At 60.3% G+C, this 25,601-nt stretch carries 14 protein-coding genes, 5 tRNA genes and 3 rRNA genes; 12 read left to right on the top strand and 10 right to left on the bottom strand.

All coding sequences use genetic code 11. From position 1 onward, the window contains the following. Nucleotides 1-3 precede the first annotated feature (3 nt). From JNO50_RS13470 to JNO50_RS13460, 3 genes are read left to right on the top strand one after another with little or no spacing between them, the layout of a single operon-like run. A complete protein-coding gene (locus JNO50_RS13470) occupies nucleotides 4-1,227 on the top strand; it encodes an efflux RND transporter periplasmic adaptor subunit (RefSeq protein WP_189530799.1) in 1,224 nt (407 codons plus the stop codon). Next, nucleotides 1,224-1,925 carry an ABC transporter ATP-binding protein gene (locus JNO50_RS13465; RefSeq protein WP_229804449.1) on the top strand — a complete coding sequence of 234 codons (702 nt, stop codon included), beginning with the start codon at nucleotides 1,224-1,226 and terminating at the stop codon, nucleotides 1,923-1,925. The genes JNO50_RS13470 and JNO50_RS13465 overlap by 4 nt, the downstream gene beginning before the upstream one ends. Beyond that, nucleotides 1,913-3,136 carry an ABC transporter permease gene (locus tag JNO50_RS13460; RefSeq protein WP_189530801.1) on the top strand — a complete coding sequence of 408 codons (1,224 nt, stop codon included), beginning with the start codon at nucleotides 1,913-1,915 and terminating at the stop codon, nucleotides 3,134-3,136. Before JNO50_RS13465 ends, JNO50_RS13460 begins: the two co-directional genes overlap by 13 nt. Before the next feature lie 47 nt (nucleotides 3,137-3,183). On the opposite strand, the gene JNO50_RS13455 is transcribed toward JNO50_RS13460, so the two are convergent. Beyond that, nucleotides 3,184-3,270, bottom strand: a tRNA-Leu gene (locus JNO50_RS13455). A gap of 147 nt (nucleotides 3,271-3,417) precedes the next feature. Between JNO50_RS13455 and pncB the strand changes: the two genes are divergently transcribed. Beyond that, complete coding sequence (gene pncB, locus JNO50_RS13450) at nucleotides 3,418-4,620, top strand: nicotinate phosphoribosyltransferase (protein ID WP_189530803.1); 1,203 nt, start codon at nucleotides 3,418-3,420, stop codon at nucleotides 4,618-4,620. A gap of 87 nt (nucleotides 4,621-4,707) precedes the next feature. Here pncB and JNO50_RS13445 read toward each other — a convergent pair. Next, nucleotides 4,708-4,794: transfer RNA gene (locus JNO50_RS13445), tRNA-Leu, on the bottom strand. A 54-nt stretch (nucleotides 4,795-4,848) separates the two neighbouring features. Next, the gene (locus JNO50_RS13440; protein ID WP_189530804.1) at nucleotides 4,849-5,781 is read right to left on the bottom strand and encodes a collagen-binding domain-containing protein; all 933 of its coding nucleotides are present in this window, start codon (nucleotides 5,779-5,781) and stop codon (nucleotides 4,849-4,851) included. Nucleotides 5,782-6,254: 473 nt separating this feature from the next. On the opposite strand from JNO50_RS13440, the gene JNO50_RS13435 reads away from it, so the two are divergent. Continuing rightward, complete coding sequence (locus tag JNO50_RS13435) at nucleotides 6,255-6,578, top strand: hypothetical protein (RefSeq protein ID WP_189530806.1); 324 nt, start codon at nucleotides 6,255-6,257, stop codon at nucleotides 6,576-6,578. 79 nt (nucleotides 6,579-6,657) lie between these two features. Here the strand turns inward: JNO50_RS13435 and JNO50_RS13430 are convergent. Further along, a tRNA-Leu gene (locus JNO50_RS13430) sits at nucleotides 6,658-6,744 on the bottom strand. A 75-nt stretch (nucleotides 6,745-6,819) separates the two neighbouring features. Here JNO50_RS13430 and rnr point away from each other — a divergent pair. From rnr to rrf, 6 genes are all read left to right on the top strand, one after another. Continuing rightward, nucleotides 6,820-9,465 (top strand): ribonuclease R, encoded by a 2,646-nt coding sequence (rnr, locus tag JNO50_RS13425; RefSeq protein ID WP_373298284.1) that lies wholly within the window; start codon nucleotides 6,820-6,822, stop codon nucleotides 9,463-9,465. Nucleotides 9,466-9,730: 265 nt separating this feature from the next. Then, nucleotides 9,731-11,268 (top strand): 16S ribosomal RNA (locus tag JNO50_RS13420). 65 nt (nucleotides 11,269-11,333) lie between these two features. Then, nucleotides 11,334-11,410 (top strand) — tRNA-Ile (locus JNO50_RS13415). Nucleotides 11,411-11,421: 11 nt separating this feature from the next. Continuing rightward, nucleotides 11,422-11,497: transfer RNA gene (locus tag JNO50_RS13410), tRNA-Ala, on the top strand. Between the two features lie 228 nt (nucleotides 11,498-11,725). After that, nucleotides 11,726-14,619: ribosomal RNA gene (locus tag JNO50_RS13405) — 23S ribosomal RNA — on the top strand. Nucleotides 14,620-14,727: 108 nt separating this feature from the next. Continuing rightward, nucleotides 14,728-14,842 (top strand): 5S ribosomal RNA (gene rrf, locus JNO50_RS13400). The 16S, 23S and 5S rRNA genes sit together here with 2 tRNA genes alongside, the layout of an rRNA operon. 55 nt (nucleotides 14,843-14,897) lie before the next feature. Here the strand turns inward: rrf and JNO50_RS13395 are convergent. From JNO50_RS13395 to JNO50_RS13370, 6 genes are all read right to left on the bottom strand, one after another. Then, nucleotides 14,898-16,031: a hypothetical protein gene (locus tag JNO50_RS13395; protein WP_189535797.1), complete on the bottom strand. Its 1,134-nt coding sequence runs from the start codon at nucleotides 16,029-16,031 to the stop codon at nucleotides 14,898-14,900. Nucleotides 16,032-16,178: 147 nt separating this feature from the next. Then, the gene (locus JNO50_RS13390) at nucleotides 16,179-17,153 is read right to left on the bottom strand and encodes a GlxA family transcriptional regulator (protein WP_189535795.1); all 975 of its coding nucleotides are present in this window, start codon (nucleotides 17,151-17,153) and stop codon (nucleotides 16,179-16,181) included. An 80-nt stretch (nucleotides 17,154-17,233) separates the two neighbouring features. Beyond that, nucleotides 17,234-18,037 (bottom strand): ABC transporter ATP-binding protein, encoded by an 804-nt coding sequence (locus JNO50_RS13385; RefSeq protein ID WP_189535794.1) that lies wholly within the window; start codon nucleotides 18,035-18,037, stop codon nucleotides 17,234-17,236. A 26-nt stretch (nucleotides 18,038-18,063) separates the two neighbouring features. Continuing rightward, nucleotides 18,064-18,795, bottom strand: a complete 732-nt coding sequence (locus JNO50_RS13380; protein WP_189535792.1) for an ABC transporter permease — start codon at nucleotides 18,793-18,795, stop codon at nucleotides 18,064-18,066. Beyond that, complete coding sequence (locus JNO50_RS13375; protein WP_189535790.1) at nucleotides 18,792-19,481, bottom strand: ABC transporter permease; 690 nt, start codon at nucleotides 19,479-19,481, stop codon at nucleotides 18,792-18,794. The genes JNO50_RS13380 and JNO50_RS13375 overlap by 4 nt, the downstream gene beginning before the upstream one ends. Before the next feature lie 92 nt (nucleotides 19,482-19,573). Next, complete coding sequence (locus JNO50_RS13370) at nucleotides 19,574-20,338, bottom strand: ABC transporter substrate-binding protein (protein ID WP_189535788.1); 765 nt, start codon at nucleotides 20,336-20,338, stop codon at nucleotides 19,574-19,576. Between the two features lie 437 nt (nucleotides 20,339-20,775). Here JNO50_RS13370 and JNO50_RS13365 point away from each other — a divergent pair, with 437 nt between their 5' ends. Beyond that, entirely contained in the window at nucleotides 20,776-25,584 is a 4,809-nt protein-coding gene (locus JNO50_RS13365) for an NAD-glutamate dehydrogenase (protein ID WP_189535786.1), read from the top strand. Nucleotides 25,585-25,601: the final 17 nt, after the last annotated feature.

Raw genomic sequence — 25,601 nt, 5'->3', positions numbered from 1 at the left:
GCGATGCGCGGGGTTCCCGGAAAAAAATCGCTGATTCTGCTGCTGGTGGCGGGCATTGTGGCGTTGCCGCTGGTGCTGCGCGGCAGGTTGGGCGGGCGAGGGGCGGAAGTGGACGTGGCGGTGGCCGCGGCGCAGGAGATCCGCCCGTCGATACTGGCCTCCGGCGTGATGGTTTACCGTAATCAGGTCGATCTGACCGCGGAAGTCACCGCCAAGGTCAAAGAGCTCCTCGTCAAGGAAGGGGATACGGTGACAGCCGGTCAGTTGCTCATCCGTCTTGATCCGTCCACCTACCTGAATGAAATCAACCGAGAGACGGCGACGTACCGGCAGGAAACGATCGGTATCGAGCGCCAGCGCGTCGCGCTGGACCTCAAGCGCATCCAGTTCGAACGTACCCGCCGGTTGTACGAGGCCGGCATGGTCGGCCACGCGGTATTCGATGCCGACCGCAATGCCTATCAATTGGCCGCCGTGGAGCTCAAATCGAGCGAAGCGTCGGCCAAACGCGCGGCGGCCATGCTGGACGATGCGCGGGACCGTCTGGCCAAAACAGCCATCCGCGCGCCGATCGGCGGCCGTGTCGTGGCCTTGCCGATCAAGGTCGGCGAAGTCGCCATTCCCTCCACATCCAGCCTTGCCGGCGCGCAGTTGTTGAGCCTCGCCGATACCTCGGCCACCGAAGCGGAAATCAAGGTGGATGAAGGGGACATCGGCCGGGTGGCGGTCGGGCAACAGGCCCGCGTGTTCGCCGCCGCCTGGCCGGACACGGCGATCGGCGGCAATGTCATCCGCATCGCCCAGGCGACCACCGTGGAAAACGGGGCGCGCGCCTACAAGGTGACGATCGGGGTGCGACCCGCGCCATCCATGGCGCTGCGCTCCGGGATGAGCTGCCGTGCCGAGCTGTTCACGGCGGACGGTAAAAAACGGCTGGCCGTGCCGGTCGAAGCCGTGCTGACGGAGGCCCGGAACGACAAGGCGGAGGAGGGCGAGGACCGGCGTGCCGCGAAAGGCGGCGCGGATACCCGTTATGTCGTCGCCATCGCCGACGGCGTGGCGCGCAAGAGGGTGGTGACCATCGGTCAGTCCGATGATCGCTGGCAGGAGGTGCTGGCCGGCATTCGCGCCGGCGACCGGATCATCACCGGACCGGGAAAACTGCTGAACTCGCTGACCGATGGCGACAAGGTCCGGCTGCGCGCAGCGGACAAGGCCGTAAAATGACGGCGATGCTCCAGCTTGACGGTATCGTCAAGCAGTATGCGATGGGAGGCGAGACGTTCCAGGCGCTCAAGGGCGTGACGCTGAGCATTGACCGCAATGAGTATGTGGCCCTCACCGGGCCGTCCGGCTCGGGCAAGTCAAGTCTGATGAACGTGCTCGGCTGTCTGGATACCCCCTCCTCGGGCACCTATCGTCTCAATGGCGTGGATGTCTCCACGCTGGATGACGATCACCTGGCCGGCATCCGCAATCGCGAGATCGGTTTTGTGTTCCAGAGTTTCCATCTGCTGCCGCGGCTCAGTGTCCTGCAGAATGTCGCGCAGCCGCTGGTGTATCGTGGCATGCCGCCCGCCGAGCGGGCCGCTCTGGCGGCGGAAGCGCTCGCTCGCGTGGGGCTGGCCGACAAGCTCGGTCATCGTCCCAACCAGTTGTCGGGCGGTCAGCGCCAGCGCGTCGCCGTCGCCCGCGCGCTGGTCGGTACGCCTTCTTTGCTCTTGGCCGACGAGCCGACCGGCAATCTGGACACCCGCACCTCGGAAGACATCATGGGCCTGTTCGATGCGCTGCATGCGGGAGGACAAACCGTGGTGCTGGTAACGCATGAACCCGATATCGCCGCGCACGCCCGGCGCGTGGTGCGCCTGGTCGATGGCCTGATTGAATCGGATGTGCGCGGAGAACTGGCATGTACATCCTGATCGAGGCGTTCCGCTCCGCCTGGCATAACCTGCTGGCGCACCGGCTGCGCAGTTTTCTGACGACATTGGGGATTGTCATCGGCACGGCGTCGGTGGTGACGGTCGTGGCGCTGATGCAGGGATTCTCCGATTCGATCAAAAGCCAGTTCGCGGATCTGGGCGGCGGCGCCCTGACGATTTCCGCGCAAAACGATTTCGATAATTTTCGCACCGGCAATATCCGGCACCTCAAACTTTCCGATATCGATCTGGTGCGGTTCGGGGTGGAAGGCATCGCGCATGTCGCGCCGACCATGAGCATCGGCTCGCTGGGTACCGTGCGGTACCGCGGACGCTCGACCAACCCCAGTATTTTCGCGACAACGGCCGAGTACGTGCACGTGGAAAGAAAGTTTCCCAGAGTGGGACGCTTTCTCGTTGATGGCGATGACAAGGGGCGGCGGCGTGTCGCCGTTCTGGGATCGCGTCTGGCCGAGGACCTGAAAATGCCGGCCAATCCGGTCGGGGAGTTCATTCAGCTGGGCAACGAGTGGGTGAAGGTGATCGGTGTTATGGAGAAGCGCGGCGAGATTTTCGGGATGAGCCAGGACAATTACGCGATCATCCCGTTCAATCTGGGGCATGCCATGCATGGCCGCGAGCGCGAACCGGTCTTCGAGATTTCCTTCACCGTCGCGTCCCTGGACAGCGTGGACCGGGTCAGGGAGCGGGTCGAGCGGGTTCTGCGCGCCGCGCATCGTCTGCGTCCGTCCCAGGAGGACGATTTCAAGGTGGCCGCCGCGGATCAGTTGCTCAAGCAGTTCGATCAGATCGCCTCGATGGCGACACTGGTTCTTGGCGGGGTGGTCGGGATTTCCATGCTGGTCGGCGGAATCGGCATTATGACGGTGATGCTGGTATCGGTGACGGAACGTACCCGGGAAATCGGTATCCTCAAGGCGATCGGCGCGACTCGTCGGGATATCCTGATCCAGTTTCTGATGGAAGCCGGTTTGCTGTCGCTGTTCGGCGGTGTCGTCGGGATTGCGCTTGGTGTCGGACTGGCCAAGGTGGTCGCGCTGATGATTCCGAATTTTCCGCCGGCCACCGTGCCGGTGTGGGTCGCGCTGGGGGCCGCCCTGTTTTGCGCGCTGGTGGGCGTCGTGTTCGGCATCATGCCCGCCTCGAAGGCCGCCAACCTCGATCCCATCGAGGCGTTGCGTTACGAGTGACCTCCAATGCAAAACCCCCGCCGGATAACCGACGGGGGTTTTTGTGTTGGTGCCCAGGAGAAGACTCGAACTTCCACACCCTTGCGGGCGCTAGGACCTGAACCTAGTGCGTCTACCAATTCCGCCACCTGGGCTTCGCTCATCAGCGAGACACGAACTTTACCTATGTAAGTTTTCTCTGTCAATAGGCCGCGTGAAATAAGTCTGCCGGCGCCTTGAGGCGGGGCGGCATGCCTCCATGCTACACTCTTGGCTTTACGCCTGTATGAATGGAGTGTTGCATGACGGCCGTCCCGATTGTGCGGAGTCTGCTGGAAAGCGATCTGTACAAGTTCACCATGTGGCAGGCTCTGCTGCACCAGCATCCCGGCGCGAAGGCCGAATACCGGTTCCATTGCCGGAATCGCCCGGCCTACCCGCTCTCGGAGCTCAAGGAGGATGTGGAACGGGAGCTGGACGCGTTGTGCTCGATGTCCTTTGCCCCGGACGAATTGGACTACCTGGGCGGACTGCGCTACATCAAGAGCGATTTTGTCGATTTTCTCAGCCTGTTCCGCTTCCAGCGCCGCTTTCTCGATGTGGGCGTGGAGGGCGAGTCGCTGACCATCCGCGCGCGCGGGCCGATGGTGCACGTGATGGGGTTCGAGATTTTCGTGCTGTACATCGTCAACGAACTCTATTTCCGCCGCCTCGTGACCGACAGGGACGCGGTGCTGGAGGAGGGGCGGCGTCGGCTGGCCGCGAAGATCGCGCGGGTGAACGAGCGGTTGCCCGGTCTTTCCCGGCATTTTCCGTTCGAGTTCTCCGATTTCGGCTTGCGGCGCCGGTTTTCCGCGGCCTGGCACGACGAGGTGCTCGCCACGCTCGCACGCGCCTTGCCCGATGCGTTCAAGGGCACCAGCAGCGTCTACCAGGCCAAGCAGCTCGGCGTCATTCCGATCGGCACCATGGCGCACGAATATCTGCAGGCCCATCAGGCGTTCGGCACGCGTTTGCGGGATTTTCAGCGGGCCGCGCTGGAGAACTGGGTGCAGGAATACCGGGGAGATCTGGGGATCGCGCTGACCGACGTGGTCGGCATGGATGCTTTCCTGGCGGACTTCGATCTGTACTTCGCCAAACTGTTCGACGGGCTGCGGCACGACTCGGGCGATCCGTTCGTGTGGGGCGACAAGGCGATCGCCCATTACGGGAAGCTGCGCATCAATCCGCTGACCAAGCGCCTGGTGTTTTCCGATGCATTGACCATCGACAGCTCGCTGGCGCTGTATGAACACTTCGCCGACCGCATTCAGACCGGTTTCGGTATCGGTACCCATCTGACCAATGATGTCGGACTCAAGCCGCTCAACATTGTCATGAAGCTTGTGTCGTGCAATGACCAGACGGTGGCCAAGCTCTCCGATTCGGCCGGCAAGACGCTGTGCGAGGATGAAACCTTCCTTGCCTATTTGCGGCAGGTGTTCAATCACTACGATCACTAGGCGATTGGGCGAAAATGAAAAAAGCCGGGGTTCCCCGGCTTTTTTCATGTCCTGAAAACAAAAAAACGGCCGAAGCCGTTTGTTTGTTGGTGCCCAAGAGAAGACTCGAACTTCCACACCCTTGCGGGCGCTAGGACCTGAACCTAGTGCGTCTACCAATTCCGCCACCTGGGCATCGCTCATCGCGAGATGCGTAATATACGGATCCCTGGGGCCCCTGTCAACGGGTCAGCGCGTTTTTTTCGATTTGCGGCGCGCGAGCAGGATCGAGGTCATGCCAAGGCCCATCAGTGCCCAGGTTTCCGGTTCCGGCACGGCGGGCGTGAACTGGCTGGCGTTGACCGCGCGGAAAGGGTTGTCGTTGACCTGCAGGCTGCCCCAGGTGCCGCCGGTGAAGTTGTTGACGATCACATTGCCCTGGATGTGGCCGTTCTGGCCGCTGAGCGTGGCGAGCGGCGCAAGGATGCTGGCGTGCGGGCTGGTGCCGTTGATGGTGATCGACTCGGCCTCGTAGAAGTTGAAGAGGGCGCGGCCCTGGTAGCTGTTGAACAGGCTCGACGAGTCGAAGTTGCTCAGGCTGGCGGACTTGCCGCTGATGTTGAAAACGAGGGTGGCGTCGCCTGAAAAGCCCGACACGAGGCGCATCGCGTTGGCGCCGGACAGCTGGGAGGCCGACAGGTTGATGAATTCCACCTGGCTGTTGCTGCCGGTGATGTTCAGTCCGCCCCATTGCTGGGTGGTCACGGCGGAGGTCTTGACCCGCGAGAGGTCGCTCGACAGGAGGCTCAGCCGGGCCTTCTCCGCGGCGAAGTCGACCGGGCTCGCGCCGGTTGCCGGTTTGGCGAGATACGACGGGGCATACCAGTTGCCGCCCGCGTAGCTGGTCCCGGAAATACTGCCGCCTCCCTGGGGCCAGTTGACGTCCCTGCCCACCACCAGCGCATAGCCGCCGACATCGTGATGCTTGGCATTGATGCTGTATCCGCCAGATATGGCCAGGTTGCCGCCGACCGCGACGGCGTTTTCCACGTCGCTGTTGGCGACACTGGCGTTGCCGAAGGCGAAAAGACCGAACTGACCGGCTTTGCCAAGGTCGATGAGCGCCGCGTGCGCGGGCAGGGCGAAAGGGAGCAGCCCAAGGGCGAGCAGGCGTGTTTTCATGATGTCCATTCCCGGGATCGTTTTCATTATTTGTTATGAGAACTATACCGCAAGTGCGATGAATTCATGTCCGGCAGGGAACGGTTCGCGTCCGCGGGTTGCGGAATTACCACGCGACTAAGGGGAAACACCTAGTTGCCAATGGTGGTTGGTACGTGAATGTACGTATTTATTTTTTTGGCATTAAAGGAGGGGATTGACGGATTTGCTGCTTTGCAGCAATATCGCGGACCGCGCGAGGGGTGTTCATTAGAATATCATTGAATAAGTGACTGTTATATAAGCATTCGCGCTAGTAAAAAAATAGGAAAAGACTGATGTTGCAACGTCATGAAAAAAATGAAACTCCGGACTTGCCCCTGTGCTTTCGCTGGGGTATGTTCGGAACTGACGGTGCCGTTTAAGTTTATAAAATACAAGCATTTGGCATCCGTCCCGGGGATTGGCTGGTAAACAAGAATCTGGAGTGGCTTATGTTGTATCTGGTGACTGTACTGTTTGTGGTGGGTATGACCTGGCTGATGGTCTGGTACATGCGTGTTCAACACATCTTTACCCGTCATCCGACGTATGAGGAATACGTTGAAAAACATCCGGATGCACGCACCATGCGGCATCACGGGGCGGATTGCGTGCACTGCGGCAGTGACCGTGTCGGCTTGTGGACGCTGGGCGGGGCGAATGACCATCGTCGTCTGATGGCCTGTGGAAGCTGCGGCGAGGGCCTGTTTCGCCGCGACAAGGGCAATGTCTACTCCATGCCGGCGCCGTTTTATGCGATGCTGATGGGCGATTGATCGGCGTGGCCCCGGTCCGGAAGGGTCGGGGCAAACAAAAAAAGCTCACTCGCGATTGAGTGAGCTTTTTTCTTGAATGTGGTGCCCAGGAGAAGACTCGAACTTCCACACCCTTGCGGGCGCTAGGACCTGAACCTAGTGCGTCTACCAATTCCGCCACCTGGGCTTCGCCGATTGCTGTATGATTAAACCAGCGCTGCGACGTGAGAAGCGCATTATAAACAGCTTTCAGGGGATGTCAATGGCCGCGAAACAGAATAAGGCAAAAAAAACTCCACTCCGCCAGCAAGACCCGTATCTGGAGCGTGAAAAACTCAAATATTCCAACCCCTTGCCGAGCCGGGAGTTCATTTTGAGCATCCTGGCCGAGCAGGGGGTTCCCCTTTTCGCCGGTGAACTGGCGCAGATGCTTTCCATCGAAGCCGGCGAAGACACCTTTTTCGAACGGCGCTTGCGCGCGATGGAGCGCGAGGGGCAGATCATCATCAACCGCAAGGGCGCGGTCTGCGTCGCCGGCAAGCTCGATCTGATCAAGTGCACGGTGCAGGGGCATCGCGACGGCTACGGCTTTGCCGTGCCGGCCGAAGAGGGCCGGGACGATCTGTTCCTGCCCGAGCGCGAAATGCGCAAGGTGATGCACGGCGATACGGTGATGGTTCGCCATGTGGGCGCCGACAAGCGCGGAAGGGCGGAGGGAGCTGTGGTCGAAGTGCTGGATCGCGCCGTGACCCAGGTTGTCGGCCGTATCTATCATGAGCGCGGTGTCTGGCTCGTGGTGCCCGAAGACCGGCGTATCAGCCACGACATCCTGATCGAGCAGGGCGGCGAGGGCGGGGCCGGGCACGGGCAGGTGGTGGTCGCCGGGATCGTGACGCCTCCGGACAGCCATCGACAGGCGATCGGCCGCGTGATCGAGGTGCTGGGCAATTACGCCGATCCGGGCATGGAGATCGAGATCGCCCTGCGCAAGCACGAGTTGCCCTACCTGTTTTCCGCGGAGGCCGAGGCTCAGGCCGCCGCGACACCGCGCAAAGTGCGCAAGAAGGATATCAAGGGGCGTGTCGATCTGCGCGAGATGCCGTTGGTGACGATCGATGGGGAGACGGCGCGCGATTTCGATGATGCCGTATTCGCCGAACCCAAGGGCAAGGGGTTCCGCCTGGTGGTGGCCATCGCCGACGTGAGCTTTTATGTGACGCCGGACGATGCGCTGGACCGGGAGGCCCGGGAGCGCGGAACGTCCGTGTATTTCCCGCGTCGCGTCATCCCCATGCTGCCGGAGGCGCTGTCCAATGGCATTTGCTCGCTCAATCCCGATGTCGAGCGTCTGTGCATGGTCTGCGACATGACCATTTCCGCCAAGGGAGCGGTCAAGTCCTACGAGTTTTACCCCGCCGTGATGAAGTCCAAGGCCCGTTTGACCTATGAGCAGGTTTGGGGCTGGCTCCAGCACGGTTCGGATCATCCGGTCATGCCGCACCTGACGGTGCTTCATTCCCTGTTCAGGGTGTTGCTGGCCGCCAGGGAGAAGCGGGGCGCCATCGAGTTCGAATCGAGTGAAACGCGCATGATCTTCAACAAGGACGGCAAGATCGACCGGATCGTGCCGGTGGTGCGCAACGATGCGCATCGCCTGATCGAAGAGTGCATGCTGGCGGCGAACGTCTGCGCGGCGGACTTCATTCTCAAGAACAAGGCCAAGTGCCTGTTCCGGGTGCATGAAGGCCCGACCGAGGAGAAGCTGGAACACCTGCGCGCCTACCTGCGGCTGGTCGGTCTGACCCTGGGGGGCGAGGACCGTCCGACGACCAAGGATTACGCGCATCTCGCCGAGAAGATCGAAGGGCGTCCCGATGCTCACGTGCTGCAGACCATGTTGCTGCGTTCCATGCAGCAGGCGGTCTACACCCCGGAAAACAACGGGCACTTCGGTCTGGCCTACGAGGCGTACACCCATTTCACCTCGCCGATTCGCCGTTATCCGGATCTGTTGCTTCACCGGGCGATCAAGGGTGTGCTCGACGGGCAGGCTTACAAGCCGGGCAAGTGGGCCAAGCTTGGCGAGCACTGCTCGATGACCGAGCGGCGCGCCGACGATGCCAGTCGCGATGTCGAGTCCTGGCTGAAAACCTTCTATATGCGGGACAAGGTCGGCGAAGTGTTCACCGGGCGGATCAGCGCGGTGACCAGCTTCGGTGTTTTTGTGCTGCTGGACGAGGTCTATGTGGAAGGGCTTGTGCACATATCGGAGCTGGGGCGCGACTATTTCCATTACCGCAAGGACATCCAAGCCATCGTCGGCGAGAAGAGCGGCTTGCGCTATCAGTTGGGCGACGGCTTGACCGTGCGGGTGGTGCGCGCGGATCTGGAGGCATCGAAGATCGACTTCCAGATCGTTCGGCCAGAAGAAGTGACGGAGCCAAAGCCGGCGAGCGCGCCGGCTCGCGGCAAGCCCGACGGCAAGCGCCACGGGCAGCGTCGCGGCAAAGAGGGGGGTATGGCGGCGCCATCCTCGCAGTCGGCGAAGGATGCCTCCGCGGCGGCTTCGTCTGTGCCGGAGGCTCCGGCCGTCGAGGCGGCTCCCGCGCCGGCGTCCCGTCGACGCAGAAGCAAGCCGGCCGGGCAGGCCGGAGTGTCGGCAGCGGCGGATGTTCCGCCGGTGGCGCCCGCCGCTCCCACCCAGAAGCGCCGCCGTTCCCCGGGTAAGCCCGCGCCCTCGGCGGGGGAGGCGGTAGCGCCCGCCAATCCGGAGTCCGGCGAGACTGGCTCGCCTTCTTCGGCGGGCGCCGCGCCGGAACCCCGGGCGACGGCGGCAAAGGCGCCCGCTGAGTCGGTGGCCAAACCCGCCGCCCCCGCTTCTCGCCGCCGCACCCGGCGCCAGGGGTGAGGTGATCCAGCGTTGGGAATTCGAGCTTCCAGAGCCCGGCCGCGGGAACGCGGCCGGGTTTTTTTGAGAAAGGAGTTGACGGGTGTGGGTTTGGGGGGTATAGTTCGCTTCCTCTGCTGCAGCGAAGAGCGCGGCGCCGATCTTTAATAATGCGAATAACCGATAGGTGTGAGTGTTTGGCGAAGCCGACACTTGCACGGCAAGACAGAAATGAACCTGGTTTTGTTTCTTTAGATCTTGCGTGCCAGAAGTAAAGTTAGCGATTGAACTGAAGAGTTTGATCCTGGCTCAGATTGAACGCTGGCGGCATGCTTTACACATGCAAGTCGAACGGCAGCACAGGAGCTTGCTCCGGGTGGCGAGTGGCGAACGGGTGAGTAATGCGTCGGAACGTGCCGGGTAATGGGGGATAACGCAGCGAAAGTTGTGCTAATACCGCATACGCTCTGAGGAGGAAAGCGGGGGACCTTCGGGCCTCGCGTTATCCGAGCGGCCGACGTCTGATTAGCTAGTTGGGGGGGTAAAAGCCCACCAAGGCGACGATCAGTAGCGGGTCTGAGAGGATGATCCGCCACACTGGGACTGAGACACGGCCCAGACTCCTACGGGAGGCAGCAGTGGGGAATTTTGGACAATGGGGGCAACCCTGATCCAGCCATGCCGCGTGTCTGAAGAAGGCCTTCGGGTTGTAAAGGACTTTTGTCGGGGAGCAAATCCTGCCTGTGAATAGCGGGTGGGGATGAGAGTACCTGAAGAATAAGCACCGGCTAACTACGTGCCAGCAGCCGCGGTAATACGTAGGGTGCAAGCGTTAATCGGAATTACTGGGCGTAAAGCGTGCGCAGGCGGTTGGACAAGCTTGATGTGAAAGCCCCGGGCTTAACCTGGGAACGGCATTGAGGACTGTTCAGCTAGAGTACGTCAGAGGGGGGTAGAATTCCACGTGTAGCAGTGAAATGCGTAGAGATGTGGAGGAATACCGATGGCGAAGGCAGCCCCCTGGGATGATACTGACGCTCATGCACGAAAGCGTGGGGAGCAAACAGGATTAGATACCCTGGTAGTCCACGCCCTAAACGATGTCAATTAGCTGTTGGGGGTTTGAATCCTTGGTAGCGTAGCTAACGCGTGAAATTGACCGCCTGGGGAGTACGGCCGCAAGGTTAAAACTCAAAGGAATTGACGGGGACCCGCACAAGCGGTGGATGATGTGGATTAATTCGATGCAACGCGAAGAACCTTACCTGCTCTTGACATGCCAGGAACGCTGCTGAGAGGCGGCGGTGCCCGAAAGGGAGCCTGGACACAGGTGCTGCATGGCTGTCGTCAGCTCGTGTCGTGAGATGTTGGGTTAAGTCCCGCAACGAGCGCAACCCTTGTCATTAGTTGCCATCATTAAGTTGGGCACTCTAATGAGACTGCCGGTGACAAACCGGAGGAAGGTGGGGATGACGTCAAGTCCTCATGGCCCTTATGAGCAGGGCTTCACACGTCATACAATGGTCGGTACAGAGGGTCGCGAAGCCGCGAGGTGGAGCCAATCTCATAAAGCCGATCGTAGTCCGGATCGCACTCTGCAACTCGAGTGCGTGAAGTCGGAATCGCTAGTAATCGCAGATCAGCATGCTGCGGTGAATACGTTCCCGGGTCTTGTACACACCGCCCGTCACACCATGGGAGTGGGGGATACCAGAAGTGGGTAGGCTAACCGCAAGGAGGCCGCTTACCACGGTATGCTTCATGACTGGGGTGAAGTCGTAACAAGGTAGCCGTAGGGGAACCTGCGGCTGGATCACCTCCTTTCTAGAGAATGGCGACGTCAAGCGCTCACAACCTATCGGTTATTCGGAAGTTGGCAAGTAGAGACTGGGTTTGTAGCTCAGCCGGTTAGAGCACCGTCTTGATAAGGCGGGGGTCGTTGGTTCGAGTCCAACCAGACCCACCAGGACTCTGAAGGGGGGCATAGCTCAGTTGGGAGAGCACCTGCTTTGCAAGCAGGGGGTCGTCGGTTCGATCCCGTCTGCCTCCACCACAGTGCAAATCAAAGAGGATGGGAAGGGATCCGTCGTTTTTGATTTGCGTTGTAGCCAACGCGTTGATCTTTAACAAATTGAGAAGCTGATATGTAAAGTTCACCGATCCGGAGGAATCCGGGTGGGTGCGACTTGGGTAGATGATTGTATCGACGTGACGGTCTTGAAGGGGATCGTGACGTGTCGCGAAACTGGAGTCTGGGTGGTTTAGGCTGTTCAGATGATAGGGTCAAGCGATTAAGTGCATCTGGTGGATGCCTTGGCGATCACAGGCGATGAAGGACGTGCAAGCCTGCGAAAAGCGTGGGGGAGTTGGCAATGGAACATTGATCCCACGATGTCCGAATGGGGAAACCCGGCCCTTAGGGGTCATCCCTTCCTGAATATATAGGGAAGGCGAAGCGAACGCGGAGAACTGAAACATCTAAGTACCCGCAGGAAAAGAAATCAACCGAGATTCCGCCAGTAGTGGCGAGCGAAAGCGGAATAGCCTGTACGAGATAGTCGCGGCGTTAGTGGAAGGCTCTGGAAAGGGCGGCCATAGTGGGTGATAGCCCCGTACACGAAAACGTGGCGATGAGACTAGGCGTACGAGAAGTAGGGCGGGACACGCGAAATCCTGTCTGAAGATGGGGGGACCATCCTCCAAGGCTAAATACTCGTGATCGACCGATAGTGAACCAGTACCGTGAGGGAAAGGCGAAAAGAACCCCGGGAGGGGAGTGAAATAGAACCTGAAACCGGATGCATACAAACAGTGGGAGCCCTTGAAAAATGGGGTGACTGCGTACCTTTTGTATAATGGGTCAGCGACTTACGTTCAGTAGCGAGCTTAACCGAATAGGGGAGGCGTAGGGAAACCGAGTCCGAACAGGGCGACTGAGTTGCTGGGCGTAGACCCGAAACCGAGTGATCTATCCATGGCCAGGATGAAGGTGCGGTAACACGCACTGGAGGTCCGAACCCACTAGTGTTGCAAAACTAGGGGATGAGCTGTGGATAGGGGTGAAAGGCTAAACAAACTCGGAGATAGCTGGTTCTCCCCGAAAACTATTTAGGTAGTGCCTCATGTATCACTTCCGGGGGTAAAGCACTGTTATGGCTAGGGGGTCATTGCGACTTACCAAACCATGGCAAACTCTGAATACCGGAAAGTGCGAGCATGGGAGACAGACGGTGGGTGCTAACGTCCATCGTCAAGAGGGAAACAACCCAGACCGCCAGCTAAGGTCCCAAATGATAAGCTAAGTGGTAAACGAGGTGGGAAGGCACAGACAGCCAGGATGTTGGCTTAGAAGCAGCCATCATTTAAAGAAAGCGTAATAGCTCACTGGTCGAGTCGTCCTGCGCGGAAGATGTAACGGGGCTCAAGCTTATAACCGAAGCTGCGGATGTGACTTAGGTCACGTGGTAGGGGAGCGTTCTGTAGGTCTGTGAAGGTGTCCTGAGAGGGATGCTGGAGATATCAGAAGTGCGAATGCTGACATGAGTAGCGATAAAGCGGGTGAAAAGCCCGCTCGCCGAAAGCCCAAGGTTTCCTACGCAACGTTCATCGGCGTAGGGTGAGTCGGCCCCTAAGGCGAGGCAGAAATGCGTAGTCGATGGGAAACGGGTCAATATTCCCGTACTTTTGCAAGGTGCGATGTGGGGACGGAGAAGGTTAGGTCAGCGGCCTGTTGGAATAGGTCGTTCAAGCTGGTAGACGGGCGTGGCAGGCAAATCCGCCGCGCTGTTAACGTCGAGAGGTGATAACGAGGGTCTACGGACCTGAAGTGACTGATACCCCGCTTCCAGGAAAAGCCACTAAGCTTCAGCCTTGCAAAAACCGTACCGCAAACCGACACAGGTGGGCAGGATGAAAATTCCAAGGCGCTTGAGAGAACTCAGGAGAAGGAACTCGGCAAATTGATACCGTAACTTCGGGAGAAGGTATGCCCCGGTAGATTGTAGAGCCTCGCGCTCGAAGGTCGAAGGGGTCGCAGAGAATCGGTGGCTGCGACTGTTTATCAAAAACACAGCACTGTGCCAACACGAAAGTGGACGTATACGGTGTGACGCCTGCCCGGTGCCGGAAGGTTAAGTGATGGGGTGCAAGCTCTTGATCGAAGCCCCGGTAAACGGCGGCCGTAACTATAACGGTCCTAAGGTAGCGAAATTCCTTGTCGGGTAAGTTCCGACCCGCACGAATGGCGTAACGATGGCCACACTGTCTCCTCCTGAGACTCAGCGAAGTTGAAATGTTTGTGAAGATGCAATCTCCCCGCTGCTAGACGGAAAGACCCCGTGAACCTTTACTGTAGCTTTGCATTGGACTTTGAACAGACTTGTGTAGGATAGGTGGGAGGCTGGGAAGTGTGGACGCCAGTTCGCATGGAGCCGCCCTTGAAATACCACCCTGGTGTGTTTGAGGTTCTAACCTTGGTCCGTGATCCGGATTGGGGACAGTGCATGGTAGGCAGTTTGACTGGGGCGGTCTCCTCCCAAAGTGTAACGGAGGAGTTCGAAGGTCACCTAGGTACGGTCGGAAATCGTGCTGATAGTGCAATGGCAAAAGGTGGCTTGACTGCGAGACCGACAAGTCGAGCAGGTGCGAAAGCAGGACATAGTGATCCGGTGGTTCTGAATGGAAGGGCCATCGCTCAACGGATAAAAGGTACTCCGGGGATAACAGGCTGATTCCGCCCAAGAGTTCACATCGACGGCGGAGTTTGGCACCTCGATGTCGGCTCATCACATCCTGGGGCTGTAGCCGGTCCCAAGGGTATGGCTGTTCGCCATTTAAAGTGGTACGTGAGCTGGGTTCAAAACGTCGTGAGACAGTTTGGTCCCTATCTGCAGTGGGCGTTGGAAGTTTGACGGGGGCTGCTCCTAGTACGAGAGGACCGGAGTGGACGAACCTCTGGTGTACCGGTTGTCACGCCAGTGGCATTGCCGGGTAGCTAAGTTTGGAAGAGATAACCGCTGAAAGCATCTAAGCGGGAAACTCGCCTGAAGATGAGACTTCCCTGGAGGCTTGACCTCCCTGAAGAGTCGTTCGAGACCAGGACGTTGATAGGTCGGGTGTGGAAGCGCTGTGAGGCGTTAAGCTAACCGATACTAATGGCTCGTGAGGCTTGATCCTATCATTTGAACAGCTTGGGTGAGCCCAGGCTGGCGACGCGATGCGTCATCGACCCGATACATACTCCCGCGACGCGCGGGCGGCTTCTTGATTTGTTGACAGTTTATGTCTGGCGGCCATAGCGAGGTGGTCCCACGCCTTCCCATCCCGAACAGGACCGTGAAACGCCTTAGCGCCGATGATAGTGCGGTATTCGCCGTGTGAAAGTAGGACACCGCCAGACTCCCCCCTCCAAGCCCTGACCCTACGGTCAGGGCTTTTGGTTTTGGGGCTCTTCCTTACTGGCTGGTGCGGCTGCCGCGCTGGAATCGGACATGCGCGGCCCGGCCCTGTTCGACCGGTGCGAAATGCGCTCCGCCGTCCTCCTGCCAGGTGCTTTTCAGATTTCCCCCCGCGCCCTTGTACAACTCGGACAGTTCTTCGCGTGTCGAGATGATCGACCAGGTGCCGCGATCGCAGACCGCCAGAGGGAAGGAAGGGTTCGCGACATCCTTGATCAGCGGCGCACCCTTTTCGTGGTCCATCATGTGTGCCGCGTAGCTGACTTGTGGGCCATGTCGTACGACATTGTGGGATACCTTGTCGAACGGCCGTGCCGGATCCACGGCGGCGACCGCCTGGTTGACGGCATTGACGACGAACTGTTCTTCATTGCTTCCGGATGGTGGAACGTGGGGCTTGCCCGCTCCGCTGAAACTGATGATGTCGTGCGTGTCGTAATCACCCGTGAACGGGAGCGTCTCCCAATTCGCGATGCTCTTGAGGGTGTGCAAAGAGGCATCCAGCCGGTGAATGTCAAGGGGGTAAATGTAGTGGGTCTCGCCATGCTGCTCCTTGCGGATGAGTCCGGCATGGGCTGCGCGCAGCACGGGATCCGCGGCATGCGCCCAGGCGGCGACCTCGGGCGACAGATACATGCCGCACAGTCCGTTTTCTTTGCTCCAGTGGCCGACATATCCTTCGATGCCGGCTTTGCGAATCGTTGCGAGATGCGCGTCGCTTGCCTCGCCGTACGCCGACTTGAGGGAGGCGGGCTTGATGGTTTTTTCCAGAATGTCGTGTCCCTTCGCCGCGGCGCCTCTGGCCAGGCATGCCAGCGTTGCCGCACCGGCTTCCCTGAACGTGATGGCGAAATGGCCTTGGCGGGTCGCGGTGGCAATCGCGTCAAGATGCTCGCGGGCAACGAAGCTTTTGGCGACCTGCTCTTCGATCCGGCCGTGCTCTTGCGCATGGGTTTTGGCGATGCGATGAATATGATTCAGCGTGTGGGCGCGGCGCAGGGGAGGAGTGGGGCGCGCGCTGGTCAAACCGGCTTTGTCCAGTTGGCTGGCGAGGCCGCCTGCGGATTGAGCTTCGGGAGCCGAGGCTGAGTGGCGTAAGGTGCGGGGACCGGAAGATGTGATCGGTGTCATGGCAATTCCCTGATGGCATCGGTGTGGAGATAAAAAGCGATACCGGGGAATTGTCCGCGCACAGGGGATCATGGAAATCGGACGAGTCCGAAATGATGGGTTCCGGATGGGCGGGGAACCCGTTCGGCGTGAGCCGCCGCTACCGGATCAGCTGCCTTGTGTGCGCTGGGCGCGTTCTTCCCGGGGGGTGATGCCGAAATGGTTGCGGTAGGTGCTGGAGAAGTGCGGGCCGCTCGAGAAGCCGCAGGCCAGCCCGATCTGCACGATGGACTTGGACGTCTGCTGAAGCAATTGGCGCGCGCGCGCGAGCCTGAGTTCCAGGTAATAGCGGGAGGGCACGGTGCCGAGGTATTGCTTGAAGAGCCGCTCCAGCTGGCGGCGCGATACGCCGACGTAGTAGGCGATATCGTCGGTGCTGAGGGGTTCCTCGATGTTGGCTTCCATCAGGCTGACAGCCTCGGTCAGCTTGGGCTGGCTGCCGCCGATACGAGTGGCGAGCGGAATGCGCTGGCGTTCGTTGCCCGGGCGGATGCGTTCCATGGAAAACAGCTCGGAGAGTCTCGAGGCGAATTCATTGCCGTGATGGTCGCCGATCAGCGTCAGCATGAAATCCATCATGGCGGCCCCGCCGGCGCAGCTCATGCGGTTGTCTTCGATTTCGAAGAGGTTTGACGACACGATGACGTCCGGGAAGGTCTCGGTGAACTGGCTGATTTCCTGCCAGTGGATCGTGGCGCGATGACCGTTGAGAAAACCGGTGCGGGCGAGCCAGTAGCTGCCGCAGTCGATGCCGGCCAGCGGCAGCTTGTCCGGGGACTGCGCATGGATGCCCTTCGAGAGTTCCTCGGTGTTCACCTCGGCGGTCACGTCGCCGGCCAGCACGAACAGCGCATCGAGTTTGGGGCTATAGGAAAGGGGCAGATCCGCGGGCTGGCGCATGCCGCTGGCCGTGACGACCGGGGCTCCGTCAAGGGACAGGGTGACGAACTCGTAGAGCTTCTTTTCCGCGAGCTGGTTGGCGCGCACCAGCACCTCCGTGGCAAAGGCGAGATCTGCCAGCGAGGCGTGGGGGAGAAGAAGAAAACCGAATCTCTGAGGTTTTGCGTGGGTCGGATGGGCCATGTCGCTCTGTCGGGTGATCGGATGTGTGCCGTGCCGCCGGGTTGTCGGACAGCAGGGGCACGTATGCCCCTATTGTACGATTATTTCAGGTTTCCCGAGAGAAATTGCGCAAGTCGCGGGCTTTGCGGATTGCTCAGCACGGTGGCGGGATCGCCTTCTTCCTCGACCTTGCCAAGGTGCAGGAACATCACATGATTGGAAACTTCGCGCGCGAAGCCCATCTCGTGAGTGACCACAACCATGGTGCGTCCTTCCGAAGCCAGGTCCTGCATGACGCGCAGCACTTCGCCGACCAGTTCCGGGTCCAGCGCCGATGTCGGTTCGTCAAACAGCATCACTTCCGGTTCCATGGCCAGGGCCCGCGCGATCGCCACGCGTTGCTGCTGGCCGCCCGACAGGTGCGATGGATAGTTGTCCGCGACATGCGACAGACCGACCTTGTCCAGATAGTGCAGGCCCCGGGTCGTGGCTTCGTCGCGCGACTGGCCCAGCACATGGATCGGCGCTTCGATAAGGTTTTCCAGGACGGTCATGTGCGCCCACAGATTGAAGTGTTGGAACACCATGCCAAGCCGGGTGCGGATGCGCGCCAGTTGCTTCGGGTCGGCGGCCTTGAGCGCGCCGGTGCGCTGGTCCGGCACAAGGGACAGTTCCTCGCCGCTGACGATGATGCGTCCCTGATGAGGCGCCTCCAGAAGGTTGAGGCAGCGCAGGAAGGTGCTTTTGCCCGAGCCGGACGAGCCGATGATGCTGATCACGTCACCGGCGCGGGCCGTCATCGAGATCCCCTTCAGGACTTCGTGGTTGCCGTAGCTCTTGTGCAGATCAATGACGTTGAGTTTGCCGTCGGCGGTGGATTGGGATGCTTGCAGGTTTTGCGTCATAAGTCGATGTCTCCGTCGTGGCTGTTTCAGTGCTTGCGCGGGCCAAGGTAGGCCAGCCAGCGCTTTTCCATGCGCTTGAACAGCATGACGATGAGGAATGTCAGAACCAGGTAAATGGCGGCCGCCGTGAGGAAAGGCTCGAAGACCTGGTAGGTTTCACTGTAAACGCGGCGCGCCACGCCGGTCAGGTCGGCCAGGGTCACAAGGCCGGCGATCGAGGTGCCCTGCAGCATCATCACCACTTCGTTGCTGTAGGAGGGCAGGGCGCGGCGCAGGGCGGAAGGCAGAATGATGCGGCGCAGCCGCAGCGAGCGGCTCATGCCCATGGCCTTGGCCGCCTCGATCTCGCCCCAGGGAGTCGTGCGGATCTGTCCCGCGACAATCTCCGTGGTGTAGGCGGCGGTGTTCAGGGTGAAGGCGATGATGGCGCACACGTAGGCATTCTGCAGATACGCCCATGCCCAGCTGTCTCGCACGGCATCGAACTGCGATAGGCCGTAGTAGATGATGAACAGCTGAACGAGCATCGGCGTGCCGCGGAACAGGTAAGTGAACAGCCAGACCGGCCAGCGGGCGAACGGGTTTTTCGAGACGAGGGCGATGCCCATCGGCAGCGCGAGGCACAGCCCGGCCAGCAGCGACGAGAACAGCAGCTCCAGCGTCAGGATCAGGCCGTCCGTGGTGCTCATGGCCGGCGCGCCGTCCGTTCCGCCGAAAAAGGCCGGGAGTTTGTCGACGACAAGGTGCAGGTCGATCATAGTTCCGTCTCCCGTGTTCCCAGTGAGTAGCGTTTTTGCAGGCGGTCGAGAATCAGGATCGACACCGTGGTGATCACCAGGTAGAGGCCCGCCACGATCATGTAGACCGTGAACGGCTGTTGCGTGGCCGATTTGGTATTGTCCGCCTGGTACATCATGTCCGGCAGGCCGATGACCGATACCAGGGCCGTGGTTTTGACCAGCACGAGCCAGTTATTGGAAAACCCCGGCAAGGCAAAGCGGACCATCTGGGGGACGGTGATGCGCATGAAGACGCGTCGAGGACTCATGCCGTAAGCGAGACCGGCCTCGATCTGGCCGCGCGGCACAGCCAGAATCGCGCCCCGGAACGTTTCGGTCATGTAGGCCCCGAAAATGAAGCCGATGGTCAGGGTTCCGGCGATGAACGAGTCGATCTGCGGCGCTTCGGCGCCCATCGAGGCGGCCAGGTCGTTGATGACCATCTGCCCCCCGAAGAACAATACGAACATCCAGACGAGGTCGGGAACGCCGCGCACCACTGTCGAATAGATTTCGGCGAAAAGAGCGACGGGGCGGACCGGCGAGAGGCGGCACATCGCGCCGAACAGGCCAAGCGCGACCGAAACGATCAGGGAAACGGCCGAGACTTCGAGCGTCAGCCGGGTTCCCTCGAGAATGCCGGGAAGATAGCCCTGCAAAAACATGAATTTGATTTCCCGTGAGTCACAATGAAACAAAATGGCCTCCTCCGCCCCTCGGGGCGAGGGAGGCCCGTGACGCACTGTTCCCTGAAGGATCAGTTGCCGTAGATGTCGAAGGTGAAGTACTTGTCCTGAACCTTCTTGTAGGCGCCGTTGGCCCGGATCGTGTCGATGGCCTTGTTCAGTCGCTGCGCCAGCGCCTTGTTGCCCTTCTTGACGGCAATGCCCGCGCCGCTGCCGAAGTATTTCACGTCGCTGTAGTTGGGGCCGGAGAACGCGAAGCCCTTGCCTTGCGGGGTCTTGAGGAAATCCTGGTCGCCCACGGCGCCATCAACGAATACCGCGTCGACACGGCCCGCCTTCAGGTCCAGGAAGGATTCCGGCGACTTGTTGTAGGACACGATCGTGGCGCCGCTCTTGCCCCAGAAGTCCTTGGCGAACTTTTCCTGGGTGGAGGCGCGCAGCACGCCGATCTTCTTGCCCTTGAAGCTGTTCTGGTCGACCTTGGCGCCGGCGCGAGCGACGATGCGGCTCGGAATGTTGTAGTACTTGTGGGTGAAGTCGACGGCCTTCAGACGTTCTTCGGTGATTTGCATCGAGGAGAGGATGGCGTCGAACTTGTTGGTGTTGAGCGCGGGGATCAGTCCGTCGAAGTCCTGGGGCACGATCTGGCAGGTGACTTTCATGGCGCCGCAAAGGGCATAGGCCATGTCGATGTCGAATCCTTGGGGTTTGCCGTCCGCGCCTTGCTTGGAGAACGGCGGGTAGTTGAGATCGACGCCGATGCGGAGGGTTTCGGCCTGAGCGAAAGCGCCGGCAAAGGACAGGGCCAGGGAGGAGGCGATCAGCAGTTTCTTCATTTGCATCTCTATTTTTCGGTATGGCATCAAACCGGGATCACCGGTTGCGCGGGATAAAAATGCCGGCGGGCAGGGCCGGCTGCTTTTTTCCGGCGGCGGCACGAGGTGCTGTCGTCGCGGCGTCGTATAAGGCGCCATGGGGTTTTCGGCCCGTTTGGCAAGGGGGGCTTTTGACCTGTGGATATTGTACACAACTTTAAGTTGCTTGTGAAATAGCATACAAATCAAAAGGATAGGTGCGTTAAATGCCATTGACAATGGTTGGAAATTGCCATGTTTTCTGTAAGCCGGAGTCGCATTGTTGTAATAGACCGTTTGTATATGTTGCAGTGCGGCCCGCTTTTCTGTAACCGGATGTCGCATTCTGGAAATGCCCAAGCGGTAGGCATAACTACAATGCGCCGACACATCTCGTGTGCACAACAAAGAGAAGCCCTATGTCGCTGACCCACAAAACCGAATTGGCGAGCCTGATCGCCGATATCCAAACCGTCGCCCAGAGCAAGCTGTCATCGAAAGAAGCCCAGAAACTGGCCGCATTCTTCCCGATCTACTTTGAGGAGGCCGAGCACGGCGACCTGCGCCGGTTCTCTTCCCTGGATTTGTTCGGCGCCGCCATGGCCCATTTCGGTTTTGCCGCGCGTCTTGAAAAAGGTCATCACAAGGCCCGCATCTACAACCCCGATTTCGAGCGAGATGGTTGGCAAAGCACCCACAGTGTCATCGAGATCGTGACAGCGGACATGCCGTTCCTGATCGACTCCCTGGCGATGTTCCTTGCGCGGAACAATCTCAACTTGCATCTGCTGGTGCATCCGGTGCTGTCGGTGCTGCGCAATGACAAGGGCGAGCTGGTCGAAGTGCGCCGCACCGAAGACCGCAGTCTGCCGCTCGAGTCCTTCATTCACGTGCAGATGGACCGCGTGTCGGACGCCGCCACCTTGCAGCGCCTGGAAGACGATCTGAACCGCTTTATCGCCGATATCCGCCTTGTGGTCGGCGACGAGCCGGCGATGCGCTCCGTGCTGGGCGAGATCGTGTCCGATCTGGGCGCGCTCAACGGCAAGCGCGCGGAAGAGGCGACCGAAGCGGTCGACTTCCTGCACTGGATGGCGGATAACCACTTCCTTTTCATGGGCTATTGCGATTACGACCTCGTCAAGCGCGACGGCCGGGACAGTCTGCGCATTGTCAAGAACTCCGGGCTTGGCATCCTGCGCGATCAGGGCGACAAGGAGTATTCCGCAAGCTTCGAGCAATTGCCGCAGGAGTTGCGCGAACTGGCCCATCTGCCGCAGCTGATCATCCTGAACAAGTCCCAGACCCGCTCCAATATCCACCGTCCGGCCTATATCGATTTTGTCGGCATCAAGCGCTTCAACGCCAAGGGCGAGGTCGTCGGTGAGCGCCGTTTCCTCGGCCTGTACACCGCGCGCGCGTACCAGGCTTCGCCCAAGGACATCCCGATCCTGCGCAGCAAGGTCGAGGCCGTGATTCGCGGTTGCGACTATGTCGACAACAGCTACAAGTCCAAGACCCTGAACTTCGTGCTGGAAAGCTATCCGCGCGATGAACTGCTGGAGATTCCGGCCGATGTGCTGGCGCCGATCGCCGAGGGCATCGTCAACCTGCAGGAGCGTCCGCGCGTTCGCCTGTTCGCCCGCACCGATCGCTATCATCGCTATGTGAGCTGCCTGGTCTATGTGCCGCGCGACAGCTTCAACACCGAAGTGCGGCTGAAGATCGAAAAGGTCCTGGTCAACGCTTTCAACGGTCAATCCACCGAATTTAGCGTGCATATCGGCGACGAGACCCTGGCTCGCGTGCACTACATCATCCGTACAGCGTCGGGCGCGTTGCCCGCTTTCCGCGAACAGGATATCGAAGCCGAGATCGCCCGTGTGGTGCGCGGCTGGCTGGAGGAACTGCACCAGCAGTTGATCGAGGCGTACGGTGAAGAGAAGGGCAACCTGCAGTTCAACCGCTACAAGTCGGCCTTCCCGTTGGCGTACCGCGAAGAGTTCGCCGTGCGCAACGCGGTGCTGGACATCCAGCATCTGGAAGGCGTGGACGCGGCATGCCCGCTGGCGATGAAGCTGTATCGCCCGTTCCATCGCAATACCGAGGACTTCAACCTCAAGCTGTTCCGCCAGAGCGAGCCGCTTGGCCTGTCGGCCAGCCTGCCGATTCTGGAAAACATGGGCGTGAAAGTGCGCGACGAGCATCCCTATTGCGTCACGCGCGGCGAGGACGATCAGGTCTGGATCAGCGATTTCGGTCTGGATGTCGGCGGCTATCGCGAACAGATGGCTTCCGAGACAGTTCAGCGCGACTTCCAGGAGCTTTTGGCGCAGGTGTTCGCCAAGCGTTGCGAAAACGACGGCTTCAATCGTCTGACCCTGACGGCGGCGCTCAACTGGCGCGAGATTTCGCTGGTGCGCGCGTTGGCCAAATACCTGCGCCAGGCCGGTCTGACGTTCAGTCAGGCCTACCTTGAGCAGTGCGTCGCCAATTACCCCGAGATCACCTCGCGACTGGTGCGCCTCTTCGCCGCGCGCCTGTCGCCCGATCAAGCCAGCGCCGGCGATGCCGAGGCCTTGCTGGCCGAAGTGCGCGGGCTGCTGGATGGTGTCGCCAATCTGGATGAGGATCGCATCCTCAACGGTTTCCTGACCGTCATCCTGGCCACGCGCCGCACCAATTTCTGGCAAAAGGCCGCCGACGGCCAGTTCAAATCCTATATCTCGTTCAAACTGGAATCGGGCGCCATCGGCTTCCTGCCGCAGCCGCGGCCGCTGTTCGAAATCTGGGTGTACAGCCCGCGCGTCGAGGGCGTGCACCTGCGCGGCTCCAAGGTGGCGCGCGGCGGCCTGCGCTGGTCGGACCGCATGGAAGATTTCCGCACCGAAGTGCTGGGGCTTGTCAAAGCGCAGCAGGTCAAGAATTCGGTGATCGTCCCGATGGGGTCGAAGGGCGGTTTCGTGTGCAAACAGCTGCCCCCGGCTTCGGACCGCGAAGCCTGGATGGCCGAGGGTATCGCCTGCTACAAAACCTTCATCTCCGGTCTGCTCGATCTGACCGACAATCTGGTGAACGGCAAGATCGTTCCGCCGGAGGATGTGCACCGGATCGATGCCGACGACCCGTATCTCGTGGTCGCGGCCGACAAGGGCACGGCGACTTTCTCCGATATCGCCAACAGTGTCTCGGAGTCCTACGGCTTCTGGCTGGGTGACGCCTTCGCCTCTGGCGGCTCCGCCGGTTACGACCACAAAAAGATGGGCATCACCGCCCGTGGCGCCTGGGAGTCGACGAAGCGCCATTTCCGGCATCTGGGCATCAATACCCAGGAGCAGGATTTCACGGTGATCGGTATCGGCGACATGGCTGGTGACGTGTTCGGCAATGGCATGCTGCTGTCCGAGCACATCCGGCTGAAAGCGGCGTTCAACCACCTGCATATTTTCCTGGATCCGAACCCCGATGCGGCGGCGAGTTTCGCCGAGCGCGCCCGCCTGTTCAATCTGCCGCGTTCGAGCTGGACGGATTACAACCCGGCGCTGATTTCACAGGGAGGCGGGGTGTTCGAGCGTTCCGCCAAGTCGGTTCCGTTGTCGCCGGAAGTGCGCGCATGGCTGAAAACCGATCGTGACAGCATGGCTCCGACCGAGTTGATCCATGAAATTCTCAAGGCCGAGGCGGATCTGCTGTACAACGGGGGGATCGGAACGTACATCAAGTCGTCCGCCGAGAGCCATGCCGACGCCCGTGACCGCGCCAACGACGGGCTGCGCGTCAATGGCGCCGACCTGAACGTGCGTGTCGTGGCGGAAGGCGGCAACCTTGGCGCCACGCAGCGCGGCCGTATCGAGTTCGCGCTCAAGGGCGGCCTGATCTGCTCGGATGCCATCGACAACTCGGCCGGCGTCGACTGCTCCGACCACGAAGTCAACATCAAGATCCTGCTGGGCGCGGTGATGCAGGCCGGGGACATGACGCTCAAGCAGCGTAATGAACTCCTCGCCGAGATGACCGACGAAGTCGGCCACCTTGTGCTGAGAAACAATTACCTGCAGACCGAAGTGCTGGCGATCAAGCGTCTGGAAGCGGCGGCCATGCTGTCCACCCATGCGCGGCTGATCGCCCATCTGGAAAAAACCGGCGAGCTGAACCGCGAGCTGGAGTTCCTGCCGTCCGAGACGCAAATCAATGAACGCCGTCTGTCCCGTCAGGGGCTTGTGGCGCCGGAAGTCGGTGTGCTGCTCGCCTACAGCAAGATCTCGCTGGATCAGGCGCTGCTCAAGACCGATCTGCCGGACGACAGGGATTTTCTGCCGATCCTGGTGAATTATTTCCCGAAACCGCTGCAGGAGCGTTTCCGTTCCCAGATGGAAAACCACCATCTGAAACGCGAGATCATCTCCAACCAGCTCGCGAACCAGATCGTGAACCGCATGGGCACGTCCTTTGTGTTCCGCCTGCAGGAGGAGTCGCCGTTCTCGGTGGCCGATATCGCCCGCGCCTGGTGGATCGCCAGCCGCGTGTTCGATGCCGAGAGTCTCTGGACGCGGATCGAGTCGCTCGATAACGTCATTCCGGCCGATGCCCAGATGGGGCTGATGGTGCAGGTGCGAACGCTGGTCGAACGCGTGGCGCGCTGGGTGTTGCGCAACAAGCGGCCGTTCGCTTCGGTCGATGCGGTGATCGCCGAATATGTGGGCAAGGTGTCGGAATTGCTCGCGGCGTTGCCGGAGCTGATCTCGGGAGACCTTTATCCGGTTGTGGCCGCTCTGGAAGAGCGTTACCACGCCGCCGGCGTGCCGGCCGACCTGCTGTCCGTGCTGGCGCGTCTGGAGTTCGCGGTGCCGCTGATGGACATCATCGACATCGCCGCTGGCAGCGATCTTGCCCTTAACGATATCGCCCGCAACTATCTGCTGATCGGCCGCGACCTGCAGCTTGACTGGCTGCGCGACGCCATCACCCGGCTGCCGCGCGATAATCGCTGGCAGTCGCTGGCGCGTTCGGCGCTGCGCGACGACCTGTACCGGTTGCACCGCTCCCTGACGGGGATCGCGCTGAAGGACGGTGGTACGACGTTCGCCAGCGACTGGCTGACGCGCCGCGCGCCCGATGTGGAGATCTGCCACCAGATGTTCGCCGAGCTGCAGTCCTTCGAGGCGCTGGACCTGGCGATGCTGTCGGCCGGCATGCGCGAGTTGAACAATCACCTGATCTCGCACTGATTCCGGTTGCGCATGGA

The organism is Paludibacterium paludis, from assembly GCF_018802605.1.
Lineage (GTDB): Bacteria > Pseudomonadota > Gammaproteobacteria > Burkholderiales > Chromobacteriaceae > Paludibacterium > Paludibacterium paludis.
Note: the sequence above shows the minus strand (reverse complement) of the source record. Positions and strands in the feature narration are given on the sequence as shown.